This is a genomic window from Nitrosopumilaceae archaeon (assembly GCA_035631875.1).
GTDB lineage: Archaea > Thermoproteota > Nitrososphaeria > Nitrososphaerales > Nitrosopumilaceae > TA-20.
Genome location: DASQHX010000011.1, coordinates 338,730 through 354,474 on the forward strand (window position 1 = coordinate 338,730; position 15,745 = coordinate 354,474).

At 34.4% G+C, this 15,745-nt stretch carries 17 protein-coding genes; 10 read left to right on the top strand and 7 right to left on the bottom strand.

The features are described from left to right. Nucleotides 1–1,362, bottom strand: a complete 1,362-nt coding sequence (locus tag VEU72_08985; GenBank protein ID HYL67263.1) for an aspartate ammonia-lyase — start codon at nt 1,360–1,362, stop codon at nt 1–3. A gap of 139 nt (nt 1,363–1,501) precedes the next feature. Here VEU72_08985 and VEU72_08990 point away from each other — a divergent pair, with 139 nt between their 5' ends. The 3 genes from VEU72_08990 (at nt 1,502) to VEU72_09000 (ending at nt 4,585) form a co-directional block, all read left to right on the top strand. Then, nucleotides 1,502–2,836, top strand: coding sequence for a multicopper oxidase domain-containing protein (locus tag VEU72_08990; protein ID HYL67264.1), 1,335 nt, complete (start codon nt 1,502–1,504; stop codon nt 2,834–2,836). A gap of 70 nt (nt 2,837–2,906) precedes the next feature. Beyond that, entirely contained in the window at nt 2,907–3,839 is a 933-nt protein-coding gene (locus tag VEU72_08995; GenBank protein ID HYL67265.1) for a D-2-hydroxyacid dehydrogenase, read from the top strand. Nucleotides 3,840–3,886: 47 nt separating this feature from the next. After that, nucleotides 3,887–4,585 carry a hypothetical protein gene (locus VEU72_09000; protein ID HYL67266.1) on the top strand — a complete coding sequence of 233 codons (699 nt, stop codon included), beginning with the start codon at nt 3,887–3,889 and terminating at the stop codon, nt 4,583–4,585. A gap of 4 nt (nt 4,586–4,589) precedes the next feature. Here the strand turns inward: VEU72_09000 and VEU72_09005 are convergent, their stop codons facing one another. Beyond that, nucleotides 4,590–5,228 (bottom strand): hypothetical protein, encoded by a 639-nt coding sequence (locus VEU72_09005; protein HYL67267.1) that lies wholly within the window; start codon nt 5,226–5,228, stop codon nt 4,590–4,592. Between the two features lie 138 nt (nt 5,229–5,366). Between VEU72_09005 and VEU72_09010 the strand changes: the two genes are divergently transcribed. Both VEU72_09010 and VEU72_09015 read left to right on the top strand, forming a co-directional pair. Next, on the top strand, nt 5,367–5,825 hold the full coding sequence (locus VEU72_09010) for a 50S ribosomal protein L15e (protein ID HYL67268.1): 459 nt from the start codon (nt 5,367–5,369) through the stop codon (nt 5,823–5,825). Next, nucleotides 5,822–6,301, top strand: a complete 480-nt coding sequence (locus VEU72_09015) for a hypothetical protein (GenBank protein HYL67269.1) — start codon at nt 5,822–5,824, stop codon at nt 6,299–6,301. The genes VEU72_09010 and VEU72_09015 overlap by 4 nt, the downstream gene beginning before the upstream one ends. Here VEU72_09015 and VEU72_09020 read toward each other — a convergent pair. Beyond that, nucleotides 6,298–6,987, bottom strand: a complete 690-nt coding sequence (locus tag VEU72_09020; protein ID HYL67270.1) for a hypothetical protein — start codon at nt 6,985–6,987, stop codon at nt 6,298–6,300. The two genes, VEU72_09015 and VEU72_09020, sit on opposite strands and share 4 nt — an antisense overlap. 104 nt (nt 6,988–7,091) lie before the next feature. Here VEU72_09020 and VEU72_09025 point away from each other — a divergent pair, with 104 nt between their 5' ends. Next, complete coding sequence (locus VEU72_09025) at nt 7,092–7,316, top strand: hypothetical protein (protein HYL67271.1); 225 nt, start codon at nt 7,092–7,094, stop codon at nt 7,314–7,316. Here the strand turns inward: VEU72_09025 and VEU72_09030 are convergent. Beyond that, on the bottom strand, nt 7,287–7,517 hold the full coding sequence (locus VEU72_09030) for an Lrp/AsnC ligand binding domain-containing protein (GenBank protein HYL67272.1): 231 nt from the start codon (nt 7,515–7,517) through the stop codon (nt 7,287–7,289). The two genes, VEU72_09025 and VEU72_09030, sit on opposite strands and share 30 nt — an antisense overlap. 277 nt (nt 7,518–7,794) lie before the next feature. Between VEU72_09030 and VEU72_09035 the strand changes: the two genes are divergently transcribed. After that, entirely contained in the window at nt 7,795–8,541 is a 747-nt protein-coding gene (locus tag VEU72_09035; GenBank protein ID HYL67273.1) for a hypothetical protein, read from the top strand. An 83-nt stretch (nt 8,542–8,624) separates the two neighbouring features. Beyond that, nucleotides 8,625–9,302, top strand: coding sequence for a hypothetical protein (locus VEU72_09040; GenBank protein HYL67274.1), 678 nt, complete (start codon nt 8,625–8,627; stop codon nt 9,300–9,302). Nucleotides 9,303–9,366: 64 nt separating this feature from the next. Here VEU72_09040 and VEU72_09045 read toward each other — a convergent pair whose 3' ends face one another. From VEU72_09045 to VEU72_09055, 3 genes are read right to left on the bottom strand one after another with little or no spacing between them, the layout of a single operon-like run. Next, nucleotides 9,367–10,857: a thioredoxin-like domain-containing protein gene (locus VEU72_09045; GenBank protein HYL67275.1), complete on the bottom strand. Its 1,491-nt coding sequence runs from the start codon at nt 10,855–10,857 to the stop codon at nt 9,367–9,369. Nucleotides 10,858–10,914: 57 nt separating this feature from the next. Continuing rightward, nucleotides 10,915–12,114, bottom strand: a complete 1,200-nt coding sequence (gene truD / locus VEU72_09050; GenBank protein HYL67276.1) for a tRNA pseudouridine(13) synthase TruD — start codon at nt 12,112–12,114, stop codon at nt 10,915–10,917. A 3-nt stretch (nt 12,115–12,117) separates the two neighbouring features. Further along, nucleotides 12,118–13,674, bottom strand: a complete 1,557-nt coding sequence (locus VEU72_09055; protein HYL67277.1) for an SMP-30/gluconolactonase/LRE family protein — start codon at nt 13,672–13,674, stop codon at nt 12,118–12,120. 635 nt (nt 13,675–14,309) lie between these two features. Between VEU72_09055 and VEU72_09060 the strand changes: the two genes are divergently transcribed. Together VEU72_09060 and VEU72_09065 are read left to right on the top strand one after the other, a co-directional pair. Continuing rightward, the gene (locus VEU72_09060; GenBank protein HYL67278.1) at nt 14,310–14,432 is read left to right on the top strand and encodes a hypothetical protein; all 123 of its coding nucleotides are present in this window, start codon (nt 14,310–14,312) and stop codon (nt 14,430–14,432) included. Beyond that, nucleotides 14,416–15,627, top strand: coding sequence for a hypothetical protein (locus VEU72_09065; protein ID HYL67279.1), 1,212 nt, complete (start codon nt 14,416–14,418; stop codon nt 15,625–15,627). Before VEU72_09060 ends, VEU72_09065 begins: the two co-directional genes overlap by 17 nt. Nucleotides 15,628–15,745 lie beyond the last annotated feature (118 nt).

Here is a 15,745-nt window from a genome sequence, read left to right on the forward strand (position 1 = left end):
TTATCCCAAAAATGACTTTACTTCTTTTTCACTCATTAATCCTTTTGATATTACCAACTGTCTGATGGTCTTGCCAGTTTTCAGGGATTCTTTGTATAGATCAGCAGATGTTTGATAACCAAGTTTAGGTGAGAGTAGTGTTACTATTACTGGACTATTCTCGATATATTGACGAAGCTTTTCTTTGTTTGCAGATAAACCGTCAATCAAATTATGAGAATAAATTGGAACAAAATTTCTTAACATATCAGTTGAATCTAAAACAGACTTTAGCATTACAGGAAGCATTACATTTAGTTCGAACTGTCCTGCTTGTGCTGCAAGTGCAACGGTAGAATCATTTCCAATTATGCTAAAACAAACCATGTTCATGCATTCAGCAAGCGATGGGTTGACTTTGCCTGGCATTATGGAAGAACCTGCATGTACTGCAGGAATACCAATTTCTGATAATCCTGCAACAGGACCAGATGCCATCAACCTAATGTCATTTGAAATTCGGCCAAGTTCAACTGCCAAATTTCTAAGAGTAGAAGACAGGTTTGCCACTGCAAATTTGCTTTGTAATGAATACTGCATGTCCTGTTGGGGTTTTAATGGTAATCTTGTAATCTTTGCAAGCTCTGCAATGGCAATATTTCTATAACCTTTTGGAGTATTTGCTCCTGTTCCAACAGCAGTTCCACCCAATGCAACAAATTCAAGTTCTTTTTTTGCTATAACTATTGCATCACGTGCTTTTGCAATTGCTGTTGCATATGCAGCAAACTCACTACCCAAACTTACTGGTAGTGCATCCATAAGATGTGTTCTGCCAATTTTTTTATAACTGGAAAATTCTTTTGCTTTTTTTATCAGAATTTTTATCAGTTCATCTAGTACGGGAATGACTTGATTAATGCTAAACAAAATTGAAACATGCATTGCAGTTGGGAATGTATCGTTACTTGACTGTGACATGTTTACATGATCATTTGGATGTATTACTTCATAATCTCCTTTCTTCTTTTCCAATATTTCTAATGCAACATTTGCAATTACTTCATTGGTATTCATGTTAAATGCAGTTCCTGCACCAGAATTTATTGCTTCAACGACAAACTGATCAAGATGTTTTCCCGAAAGAATTTTATCACAGGCTTTCACAATTGCATTTCCTTTTTTGGTATCCAAAGTTTTAGTTTTCATGTTGGCAGCAGCTGCTGATCTTTTAATCATTACAAATGCCATGATCAAATAAGGATGAGTCCTCTGACCAGTTACATGATATTGTTTTATAGCTCTAGCTGTAAAGGCTCCATAATATGCATCTGCAGGAATCTGAATTTCACCTAGAGAATCTCTATCAATTCTAAACTTCACGTGAAAGCTAGAATTAATTTTCCTAATATTCATTCGCTTTTCAAAAATTACAAAAATTTATTAAATATTACAAATAAGTTTCGTCTTTTTCAATCATTCCCCAATAGGTTAATATACTTAAAATAGAACATTCGAGACGATGAACAGACGATACAGTATACTCTCTATTGCTGCAGTTGTAGCAGTAGCAGGAATATTGTTCGCTAGTACGTATTCTCAGTCACAAATGACTGCAACGAAATACGGCGTTTCAACGGTACAAGACAATTTGATACAAAAGATCGGCGATATGGGTGGTATTCAATTACAATTACCATCTGCATTTGCTCAGATTCCAACAGATCAAATTGCTTCTATGGTACAACAAGGACGACATGTAGTGCAAGTTAGTCTCACAGCACAGAGTGTTGATTTGCCAATTATGGGCGGTGGAAAATACCATGCAATGACCTTTAACGGTCAAGTCCCAGGACCAACAATTAGAGCAACACAAGGAGACATTATAGAAATGACTCTAACCGTGCCATCCACTGAATATACTGCACACAGTAACGACATGCACGCATCACAAATATCTGCAACTAACTTTGGTGCAACTCAGCCAGGAAGTTCAAGAACATATGCATTCATTGCAGAAACTCCTGGTACATTCAAGTACCACTGTGAAGGTGTAAACCTAGCTGCAATGGACCAACACGTCCTTTCAGGTATGTATGGATTAACAATAATTGATCCACTGAATGGATACCATCCTCTCTTGGTTACAAAGACCAAAGTAGATAATGGTCAAGTAGTATTAGACAGACAGATTGTTCCAGCAGATGCCAAAGAATTTGTGTTAGAGTACAACCAATTGTACTTGAACTCAGATGGTAGCTTCAACGAACAAGCAATGTTCTTACATAATACTACACAAACTGTTGTTAACGGACTTGCATTTGGATATACTCCAAATGGAGATATTAACAAGTTAGTAAAAGGCGATGCAAGCAAGAATGTCTTTGCTGTACAACCATGGAACGACGCATCTCTAAAACAGTATCAAGGACATCCATTGTTTGTTGATACTGGAGTTCACTACAGAATCTTCGTTGAGAACCAAGGAAATATGCCCGTTTTCTTCCACATTGTCGGTGAACAACTCGACCGTGTAACACAAGGAAACGTAATACAAGCTCAAGGAATTGAAACTTGGAACATTGGTGGCTCTGAAGGTGCAATCGTGGATCTAGTTTTTGACAACCCAGGAGTATATGCAGCGGTCAACCATGACTATGCGGCAATCTTCTCTGGTGCGGGAACGATATTCGTAGCTGGTGATCCATTCAAGTTAGGATACAACCCAGGAGATATGCCCAACCCATCTGATGCAGTTCCTCCATTAGGAAAGAACAGCATTCCACAAAAGGAACTTGTCCACTGTGAATGTACTGACGATGAAGCAGCGACAATAGCTAAACAAATCGGTGGTTAAAACCCCAAAATCTTCTTTTTTGTTTTTATTTCACACAATGATTATATTCTGTACTTGATGGTTTTCTTGCATGTCAATGAATCAGTCCGTATTAATTTGTGATCAGGTTGCGCCCATTCTAAATGAAATTTTACAAAAAAATGGTCTGAAAATTACATATGAGCCTGAAATTACTCCAGATCAAATCAAAGAAAAGATTGGTAATTTTGACATTGTTGTAGTCAGAAGCAGAACAAAGATTACAAAAGAAATGATTGATAGAGCAAACAAATGTAAAATTATTGCACGCGTAGGAGTAGGTCTTGATAACATTGATGTAGGTGCAGCAAAGATAAAGGAAATTCGAGTCATCAATGCAGTAGAAGGTGCAATGAATGCAGTAGCAGAACTTGTTTTAGGATTGATGCTTTCATTAGCTAGGGAAATTCCAAGGGCGGACAGGGAAATTAGAAATGGAAAGTGGTTAAAAAAAGAACTAATGGGAACTGAACTTTCTGGAAAGTATCTTGGAATTGTTGGTCTTGGCAATATAGGGAAAAAACTTGCTAAACATGCAAGAGCACTAAATATGAATATCATTGGCTACGATGTAATTCCAATACCAGAAGATTTTTCACGCGAAGTAGGACTAATAAAAGCAGATCTTGACACTCTTATTTCAAGTGCAGATTACATATCTTTTCATGTCCCATTTACAGAAAGCACACATCATCTTGTAAACTCACAATTACTTGCAAAAATGAAAAAGAATGCATGTATTATCAACACATCTAGAGGAGAAATAATAGATGAAAATGCATTGTATGATGTATTAAAAGAAGGAAAAATTGCAGGTGCTGCCTTGGATGTTTTTGAGTCTGAACCTGCTACTGGAAACAAGCTTGCAACACTACCAAATGTAATTTGTACTCCTCACATAGGAGCTCAAACAAAGGAAGCTCAGGCTTTAGCTGCAAATGTTATAGCAGAAAAGATAATAATGATTCTTCGTGGCGTTATATAGCATTGGCATACTTGAAATTATTTTTGCCTATATTTTTTCTAATAGGCTTGTCTTTTGTTTCTGTATTTGGTGATACTGGTAGTATAACTGTTGTATCTGGTAAATCATTTCAAATTAACTATGACGCAAATTATGTTCAGGTTCTAAGTGCACAAGCAAATACACAAGATCAAGGATTGATTTTTTCAATTCAGGTTACTCATCCAACATCTACCTTAGAGTTAACGCTGCCTAGAGAGTTAATTGATGCTACGAAAAAAGATGGAAGTAATGATAATTTTATTGTACTAGCTGATGGAGCATTTACTTCCTATGTAGAAAAAAACTCAGATCAAACAAGTAGAACAATTCTGATTCAACTTGCACCGGAGAACAAAGAACTAGAGATTATTGGAACTAGTCTTGCAAGCTCAGGTAACGATAATACTAGTATAACGCAAAATCCAATTCCTGCAAACCCAACTTCACAAAAGCCAAATCAACCTTCACAACAATTAACACAAAATAACCAATCACAACAAAACCAAACTTCTGTACAAAAGCCAACTGTAAATGCATCCACACAAAATCTATCTGCACAAGAAATTCTTTCAAAGATATTTCATTTCACATTACCAAATCTACCTTTCAATATTACTTATAAACAAATAATAGAATATTCTGTAATAACTGCTGTAATTTTAATTTTAATTGTAGTGATTGCATCATCAAAGAAATCAAAAACAAGAAAACAAATTCGCAAATAGAAACTCAAACTGTTATAATTTTGGATTCAATAAGATATTGTATTCCTAATGCAAAATCATTATCTGAAATGAGATCATCTGACCACCACCTTGCATCATTTTTAAACCATGATGGTATGTGCACAGAATTTGTTGTTTGATTATTTAATTCAGGAATGTGAATTATGTCATATTGTATGAATTCCCGAATCACATTTGCAAAGCTTGCATCTGTATACAGTGTGTTCTCTGACCATAATTTGATGATACCTTTATCATACGATGGAATGGCAATTTTATTGGAATCTTTTAATGTAAACATGGTAGTGGCATTACTTCCAGAATATGTAGCATCAATATGATATGTTCCAGATTTGTATATGGTTTTGTAAAATGCTACAGGAGCTGTAATCTCTGTTTTTAGATTAGTTATTGGAATTGGCCACGGTGAACTAGAAGTTCCAGATTCGTCCACTATACGAATAGTTATTGGGTCTCCTGTAAGTTCTGATACATCAAAGATAATGGAAAGGTGATCACCGTATTCGTAAACTGTTTTGTCGGTTTTAATAGAAAATGATGGTGTACCCAATGCATTGTTTAGTCCAGAAAGGGAAAAAAAGAGTACGCACAAAAAAATAGAACTGGCATATCTTAATTTCATACTAGATGCATAAAACAAATTTATAATATGTTTTTGGGATAATCCTTTTTTATGAAACCGATTTTCGTTATTAGTACCTGTCTTGTGGAAAAGCAGTAGTTCTAACAGAATATTAAGGGGATTTTAGTAGTGCCGTTTATGCTTAGCCATCAGGATCAAACTTGGTTAAAGATGTGGAAGGAAAACGCACCTGAACTGAGAGCGAAAGCAGTAGAATGGAGAAAACAAAATGCACTTACTAGAATTGATCGACCAAGCAGAATACAAAAGGCAAGAAGACTTGGATACAAGGCAAAACAAGGAATAGTTGTTGTAAGAATGCGTGTAGGTAGAGGAAACATGCGCAAGAAAAGACCAGTAGCAGGAAGAAGACCAAAGCACCTTGGTGTTACAAGAATAAAACCAGATGTTTCCATGCAACAAGTTGCAGAACGTCGTGTACTTGAAAGATTTCCAAACATGAAACTTCTCGGCTCATATTATGTCTATAAAGATGGAATTTATCTTTGGTATGAAATAATTATGGTAGACCCGTCACATCCAAGGATCTCTAAAGATAAGGAAATGCGCGGTAAGCTTGTAGATTTGAAGAATTGAAGACAGAAATTATCATATCATGTGTTCTGATACTAGGATTATTATCTACACCATCTTTTGCAGACCTTAATCATCCAGGAATAAAATGGGAGTGGAAAATACACGCGGCAAACTATACTTACATTGTTACTACGGTCTCAAACTATGATATGAAAAATGTCACTCTAAACTCAAATAACAAGGAATTGATTTTTACCGGTAATAGTACTTACACTGATAGTATTGCTGAAATCCAAATACCAAATAATCTCATTGGGGGTAGTCTTACTGTTACACAAGACGGAAAACAGATCTCACCAATTATAATCAATGGTACTGACAGTTCCACGGTGATGCTCAAATTCAATCAGACCGGTATAACCACAACTAATATTTTGGGAACGACTTATCTCCCAGAATTTGGTGGAGTTAGTACACTTGTAATGATAATCTCAATTGGAATGGTTATATTTACACTAAAAACTCGAAAGTTCTAGTAACCACTTGCATAGTCTTCCCACATGTTGGCATGAGCTGTAAGCTTGTTCATCTGATAGAATATTCCACCAACAATTCCTGCCTGATAAAATGCATAAAGATAGACTTGGGAGTGTGTTGGGTCGCTATGTGTAAGTGTTATGGATATCATAGAAAAAAAGATAAACGTTCCAACAAATATGAAAACCTTGCTTAGGAATCCTTCCATTCCTACAATTCGTTTTGTAGCAGCTGCCATTATTGTAATGCTAGATATAATTAGAAATGTTAGACCACCGTTAACCTGAACAAATTCTGTTGCCCATGGAATTAATCCATCTGTTACAATTGATTTGTGAACTGGACTAGCTCCTCCATGCAGTGCAAAAGATACAGACGTAAAAATGGCACCCATCATAAACAAAAATAGAAACATCTTAACAATTGCACGTTTTACTGGACTCCTTGTTTCAGATGGTTTCATAACGCGGTCTGTCATTCTAAGGCCATAAAGAAAACCTATTCCAAAAGAAGGTGCAAACATTAAGTCAATTAAGATTGGTGACTGCTTGATTGCTTTGTCTATGTCGGGACCAAAAATCAAATAGGAAATTAATGCCGAGGCTGCTGCCCCTACAAAAATACTGATATCAATCCAACTTCGGTTATGCCTAAGTTCATAGATGTCTGGTCCCCATTCGTCCATTGGATTTATACTTAAAAAAGACATTAAAGAAATGAATCAAAATTCTTTTGCCCATTTTATCAACTCTCTTTACCTTTTATTGGCTATTATTTATAGAATAAATAATGAGAATAGGAAAACTACTGATTGGAATTGGAATAATTATTGCGATTTCTGGAATAGTGTTTTTTCTACAAGGACAGTCTATAATAGGCCCAAAATCATCTTTCATGTATTCAAATCCTCACTGGATTACAAACGGACAATGGATTGCGATTGCAGGAATAATTGTTTTTGTAGTGGGATTGTTAATATCGAAATTAATTCACAATTCCCAAAGTCATAGTTGATCTTACTTTGTCTAATTTGCGAATTTTTTTTGTTATTATACTATCCATCTGTGCTTCGGTTTCAGTTTCTACTTCTACGACAATGTCATAATCGCCATATACAATTCTTGCATCTTTGACTTTGTCCATTTTTGAAAGTTTTGACACAATATCGTTTTCAGATCCAAGTTCACAGCCTATGAGGATATACGCCTTTTCCATAATATTCTATCATATAACGATCTTAAATCTTTATTCTGCTTATTTTACGATACATTGAAAGTACTGAGTCAAATTATGACATTCGTTATCTTTTTTCCTGAATTATAAAAATCTTGAATTGGGACTCGCAATACATACAATTCAAAAAAGCCCTCTCATGGTTTGTATTCCATAATGCCATTTCCATTTTTGGTAGAGCATATTTTTATGAATATCCAACGTTGGTACATGTAACCATGAATTTCACTTTTTGCCTTTACGGATGGAGTAGTTAGTTGTGTTGGTAGAAAAATCTAAAGAGAAAACATTTGAACAAATTTTTGAAGTAAAGTTTACACCAAAAGAAAATAATAAACGACAATCATCTGCAATTAGAAGAGAAACATTACCTTGGATGCAAAAGGATGTAACTAGAAACACTTCTAACGATACAATGAATTTCAATGAGGAAAGTATACAGCAAACAAAGAACAGGAATACAACACAATCAACCGTATTTCAAGTGAGGAGTATGGAGAAGACAAGTAAACCTAGTAAAAGAGAAGAAATGATTACAAGTATAATTGAAGATCCACTTGTAAATAATAGACAACAAAACATGTCTGATGAAATTTTGCAATATCGGCAAGTAATACAATCACTCAGATCAGAGCTTGCAGAATACAAAATCAAGATGAATGCTATGCAACCAGAAATTATACGATATGATCAGAACACTAAATCACTCAGATCAGAGCTTGCAGAATACAAAACCAAGATTAATCCTATGCAACTAGAAATTATACGATATGATCAGAACACTAAATCACTCAGATCAGAACTTGCAGAATACAAAACCAAACTTGAACTTACTACAAAGAATCAGCAAAATGACATTGATTCACTCAGATCAGAGCTTGCAGAATACAAAACCAAGATTAATCCTATGCAGCTAGAAATTGTACAATGTGATCAGGTCATACAATCACTTAGGGGCGAAATTTCTCGACTTACAAATTATCTGGACTTAATGATTTTAAAGTAAATAATGAATAGAAATGCACATGCAAGATAATATGAATTATTTGATGTTACAGTTATATCTACTTGAAAGAGGACTTGAGTAATATGGCATATGAATTAGTTAAATCAATTCATAGATTAATACAGCAAGGAATTGGAGATGCAGCTAGGTTAGAATACATACTAGATAGGATTGAGAAGGGAAAAGATCTTTATTCTTCAGATAAAACATATCTTGATAATTTATTATATACAAATGAGATGGTCACAGATGAACAAACAGAGATACAGACTGAATCACACTCAGTTGAAAATCTAGATGCTGACATAAAGAGATTAAACACTCAACTAGAAAACATTTTGAAAAACAAACAAAAAATAGAGAAAACTAAATCAGGTCATAACATATCAACAATTCAAACACCAGGAAAAACTAAATCGGTTAATGAAACTATTGTCACTTATAAAAGTGAGGTAACAACACTTGTTCTTGCAGTTGTGTTAGGACTTGTCTCTTTGCAAGGAATTGGACATATTTACATAGGAAAAATTGCTAGAGGCACAGGAATTCTTGTATTGTCTTTACTTCTTTCCACTCTCGGTGTTTCTTATTTGATAGGAATCAAAACCTCGGTTCTATCATTTACGTCCATTTATTTTCTTCCTGCATTAGTTGTAGGATATTTTGTGTTATATGTATTTCAGATACTTGATGGCCGTAAACTTTGTGTAGTATATAATGAATACTTCTCTGAACACAACAAAAGACCACCGTGGTGGTAATTCGTTAAATTATTACATTAGGATAACTACCACATAAAATTATTTAAGATACAACAATTCTAATCTAATTCTTTATTTCAAGAGTTTGTAGTATGTTCGAATTCATATCGTAAACTCTAATCAAATGATTATTTGTATCGGTAATGTACATCTTATCTTGGAATAATTCTATATCGCTTGGCTCATAAAGACCAAGGGAATCACATGTTGGGTCATCTAATCTACACATTCCATTCATTTCTGTTTTTCCAACTGTTGTCTTTACTTGATTAGTTTCTAGATCAATTTCTCTGATTGCAGAGTTGTAAGTATCTGCAACATAGATCTTGTTCTTTGATGCATATACTCCTAATGGGTGTTGAAACAATGCTTCATCAACATGACCATCTTTGTGCCCAAATACAAATAATCCGTGACCAACTGTTGTCTTTACTTGATTAGTTTCTAGATCAATTTCTCTGATTGCAGAGACTTCACTATCTGCAAAATATAATTTGGTTCCTGATATAGAAAGCCCACTTGGTTGTGCAAGTTGTGCTTGTTGTTTTTCACCATCGATAATATTTTCATATCCATTTCCAGCAAATGGTTTTGCAATACCTGATTCCATATCATATGTCCAAATCTGGTGATTTCCTGCCATTGCAATGAAAATTAGATTACCTTTTTGTGCCACATCCCATGGCGATGTGATGGAAATTTCTTTTCCCTTTCCACCTTGTGAAATCCACGGACCTTGACGTCCTGTCCCAACAAGGGTGATGACTTTTTTGTTTATCACGTCTATTTTTCTTATGGCGTGATTTTCAGTATCTGCCACTATTACAGAATCATCTTTCCATACTACTCCTTGTGGCCTGAAAAAAGTTGCAGTTTCAAAACTGCCATCAGAAAATCCAATCTTCCCACTTCCTATGATGTGTTCGATTTTGCCAGAAAGATTGGTAACAATGATTCTGTTGTGGTTTGAATCAGACAATACGATTTTACCTTTGGATATTGATATTTTTCCTGGAAAGGAAAGTGTTGCCTTGTTCTGTGATTTTTTATATTCTATATTGAAAGGTTCTCTTGCAAGAGTTCCTGTTTTGGAATGTTTCTCTAAAAGTACATCTACAGTATCTTCAATTGATTCCTTTTGGCCTTCACCTGATTGTTTGTAAACTATAGTTCCATTGGGATCTATGATAATGATTGTAGGCCATCCACTAACATCGTACTTACGCCAAATTGACATGTTCCTATCTACGACTACTGGATGGGAAATTTCATATCTTGCAACAGCACTTTCGATATTTTTTTTGTCTTGTTCATTGAAGAATTTTGCTGAATGTACGCCAATAAAAATGACCGGTTTGCCTTCATATTTTTTCTCTAATGATGCTAAGGCGGGAAGCATATGCATACAATTTATGCAACAGTATGTCCAAAAATCCAACACTATTATCTGACCTTTTAGTTTTTCAAGCGAAAGGGGTTCCTTTACATTAATCCAATCATAACCGTCTGGAAAATTTTGTGCTTTTGTTATTCTAGTGAAAACTTCATCAAACATAATTTAATTTTAAATTTTTCAATATAAATATTAAATGAAGTAGGCAATGGTGAAAGTTTAGAAACCTGCAGCAATAGGATCTGAAGGTTTCATTATCTCACGCAATAGAATAGTTGCATACGAGCCTCGAGACAATGTAAAACTTACAAATGGCTCTAATGTGGAAAAACTTTCGCATTTTATTGTAGCTTGTCTGAATCCCCCCTCATTACTTACCTCTTGCATTTCTTTTGAAAAGAAATCTTTTGCATGAATCTGTTCTTTTTCTAAAACTTGGGAAATTTGATAATCAAATCTATTTTTTTTAGAATAAGAATAGCCTACTAGAGGTATTGCAAGCCTTTGGTCTGGATCATTTTGATATCTTCCAAGATCGTTTTTCTTATCAAAACAAACGTCTCCTTCTTTTGGTAAAAATAATTCTTCGCCATACTCAAAAGCTTGACTTACTACACAATTGAATACATAAGACTGGAAGGCTTGAACAAAAAATCTTCTCAGAGAAAGAGGAATTGTTCTTATGGCCTTGATGGCATCTCCATACTGCACCATTTCATGAAGTACTATTCTTTCAATATCCATCTGATGGGGTATTTCTTGTAAAGCTTTTGAATAATTTGACTTGTCTTCAAGCATTTTTCTTATTTTATTATTTTCAACTGAATCATATTCTGAGCTAAAAGAAAGAAGTAGATGAACTGCCAATTCAAAATCATTTTGTAGTATTGCTTTTCCTATGAGATGAGATACTGGTCTTTTACTGCCAAATCTCTGATATCCAAAAAAGTTTAAAATCTTCTCATATTCATTAAAATTATCAATTTTTGTAAAATCCGCATCTTGGATTTTTATCTTAAAATGATTCCCAATCATGTCTTTTTTTGTAAATGGTTTTGTAACAAACCCTATTCGCGTAAGATCATATCTGTTGGTGATGAATTTTTCAGGTGATTTAGAGGTACTTGTATCACACACAAATTGTTCGGTTGTAGCACTAGCATCTTTTAGTCCTAACGCCTTCAGTCTTATCCCATGAATTTTCAAAATCTCAGAAAGAGCATGATTTGTATCAATTCCATATTTTTTTAACTTGTATACTGCATAACTACCGGTCTGGGAAATTTTAGATAATGTTCTCTGATCTAAAATTTCAGATACAAAAAAATCCTCTTGATTTGTTCGTATTTTCCCTCCAATGCCTTCAAAATTTGTACTGTATGCAAAGATCCCTATACTGGAATCAATCTTTGGAATCACTTCTTATTTTATAGTGACTGTCACATACTTTGATATTGTAACTTCGTGATATCGTGCACCAATTAGAACTTTGTATGTTCCTGTAAATGCAAAATTATCTGCAGAAATACTAATTGAAACAGTCTTTGGCTGATTTGTCATAGTTACTTGGGAATTACTAGAAACAATAAGATCATTAGTATTTGCAGTATTTGATGTAACTATCGTAACAGGATCTATGATTTGTTCATTTGGAGTTATTGTAAATGATATTGTGGAATTCTCACCTCTATGAAGAGTAATATCTGTTGGAGTTACATTCACATCCGCTGGGAGCGGTACCTTTGGATCTAGAAAACCAATGTTGTTTTCAACCCATTCTGTAAACCACACCTTGTCATCCCTTGTTGTAAAATCAAGCACTTGAGCTACTCCACAATCTTGTAAGGCTCCACAGTCAGACCAGTTTGAATTTGCAGAAGGAACTTGATATTCTACTAGGGTGCCTTTTGCAGGATCAAAAACAGCTATTCTGTTTGCTACCTGCTCATTAAACCAGATTCTGCCACTGTCGTCAATCTGATTCCAATATGGTCTAGAAATTGGTGTCTTTATCAACCCTGACGCATTGCCATATGAGGACTCTATAGGCGTTGAAGTGATAAATCTTGTAAATTGCTGTGACTGTGGATCAAAACTAAAAAACATACTACTTGCAGTATCGGTAATCCATATCTTGCCATTTTTTTCTATTGATATTCCATTTGGAGCCAAAATCCCTGGAGGAAGATTAAATTGAGTTTTGTTGCCTGTTTGGGGATCGTATCTTACCAGATTTCCTCCTTGTTGATATACCCAAACTGTGTACCAGATTTTTCCATTAGAATCTACTGCCATGTCGCTAGTAAAGTTGTAATTTCCTGGAGACGATATTGTTGAATAATCTATGGTAGAACCAACCTGATCTAAATTAAAAGATGTTATTTTTCTTCCTACAAAATCATTTATTAAAATTTCTTTACCGCTTGTGACAAGCATCTGAGGAAATGCTTCACTTTGACCAGGTGTTTTTGGATAATTGAAATTAGCATATTTTGTATCAGTAGGAGAGAATCTCCAAATTAGACCGTGTCCAGAATCTGTATACCACAAGTTTCCATCAGGTGTATAACCAATTCCCCACATCATTGATTTTTCATGTGATTGCCATAATGGATTTGCATATTCTGTAAAGTTTTTGGTGGAAGGATCAAACTTGGCAATTTTTCCTGTATTTGATTCAGCAAACCAGACATTTCCATTTGGATCTGTCGTTATACCTAATGGTTGTGTACATGCAGTAGGAATCTTGAATTCTGTTATGTATTTGTTAGATTTTGCATCACTAGTTTCACAAAATGTTGGACGGTCCTTGTCCTTGTAATTATCTGCAGGTGTACCAGTTATTGTAGTATCAGTAGTTTGAGCCGTTTTTGGATTACCAAAACCGCCAAATAATGCCACAGTTGAACTTCCTACCATTATGGCTCCAAACCCAACAGCCATTATAATCATCAGAATTTTTCTGTTTTTCTTCTTCACAAAAGACGAACAAATATTCCTCGTTATATCTTATTCTTCTTAATATTATCAGTTCCTATGCTGTAACAGGATACTCAAGGCTACATCCTGATTCATCGGGAAGTAACTCCACATGTTCTGATCGTGTCACAGCATTTTTTCTTAGTTCTATGCATAAACCATGGTTTCACTAAATGAAACTTGTGCTTAATTTCTAGGTCTGTTTAGATCATTTATCTTTTCACAACTAGTCCCGCTTCTATCCAGGCACATCTAGGACAAAACATGTATTTTTCTGTGCCGCTACAAAGACTCTGATCACATTCCCATTCTCCATTGTGTTTTGGACAGTAATGATAACCCATTCTAAATTATATAATGTAGTTTTCAATAATAAAAATTGCTCATGATTTCTATGTAACAAAGTTCTGATAAAAACTGATTAACGATTGAATCTGTAGCAAGATGTTCAGACCAGAATCTGGTCAATTATTCATTTACAAATTTATCTACAGTTTTACTATCAAATTTATTTTAAATTAAATAAAAATTGTGGAACATTTCTCAATAAAATAGTACTATGATATTTTTTAGGAACATTTAGACTATCATCATAAATAAAATAATGAACAAAACAACTCATGGGAAGTTGCTATATGTCTATACTTGAAAGTGATGAAAAAATCACTTGTAGCACTTGCGGTAAAATAATTCCAGTTAGAAAAGAAGAAGAGCATATTTTTGAATGTGTAGGTAAAAAAAATGGAAATAGGAATTAAAATCATACCTATTTTTATTTTAATTCTACTGATACCATTAACATCGTATGGACAACAGACAGGTACACTTGAAATTGATTTGAAATCTATGGGGGGTGAGATGACAGATTATCATGGAATGGTCTTGAAGATATATCAAGACAACCAAAAAATTCCATTTAAAACAATTGACTCAATGTCAGGAAACCCGTACAAAGTTTCTTTACCAATTGGATATCAATACAAAGTCGAAGTATATGCAAGCAGTATGTATGCTGATGTTGGCTATGTGCATCTACAGGATAATAACGAAAAACTTGGACTTGTCATACCAAATTCAGGAAGTGTTCTTTTTACTGTTTTATACAACGATAACACTACTCCAATAAACAACGCAACGGTAATAGTAAAATCAAGTAATGGAACGTATCAATATTGGACTCCTAGTACAACAGACGAGGAGGGAAACACCATTAGGTTTTGGTTACAGCCTACTATTACAAATGATGATCACTATATTGCCAACATTTTAACTGCAACCAATCTATCATATAGTTACTCTCCAGTCAATATTTTACCAGGTATGTCAAATAATATCAAAATCGTGACACCATGGCCACCTGTTACTCCACCACTGATTGCCACCGTCTACAAATCCCAGCTTCAAAAAGTTTCGAAATCAGATGGGGATTTTGTGGTACAATTATACGACAACAATGAAAACAAAATTTCTGAATCCAAAGTAGATGTTAGAGGAGAGGCATATTTTCCTAATCTCAAAGTTGGTAGTTACATTTTGCGTACAATTGATCTAAATGATGACAATAACGTGGCGTGGGGGGTTGCCAATATCGTACTTGATGGAAAACAAACATCGGTACAAATTTTTAAAAATCAAACAAACAACAAGATCTTGAATAGAACTCAAAATATATCATACTCAAATGAAACCTCTGTTGTAACTAATCCTGTTATTATTTCACAAAATTTGCAAACCACAATATCGCCTGATCTGTTGCTTGATATCAAAGAATGGGATGGAAATTCAGCAATTACAGTTTCAGATTCGAAACTTCTCTCTGATATGGGAATCAAAGGCAGTCATATTCCGTCTTGGATAACAAAAAATGCCAAATGGGTCGTAGGTGGTGAAATAACTGAGCAGGACTTTGTAAATGCAATCTTGTATATGCATACAAGTGGACTAATAAAATAAAAAATTAGTAAGTATCTTTCATAAAATTAGAAAAATTCTCTATCACATAAATTCTAATAAAAGAGAAGACGCACTATGTATTTTTGAAACAGGAACTGGTATATTTTTAATTTTTCAA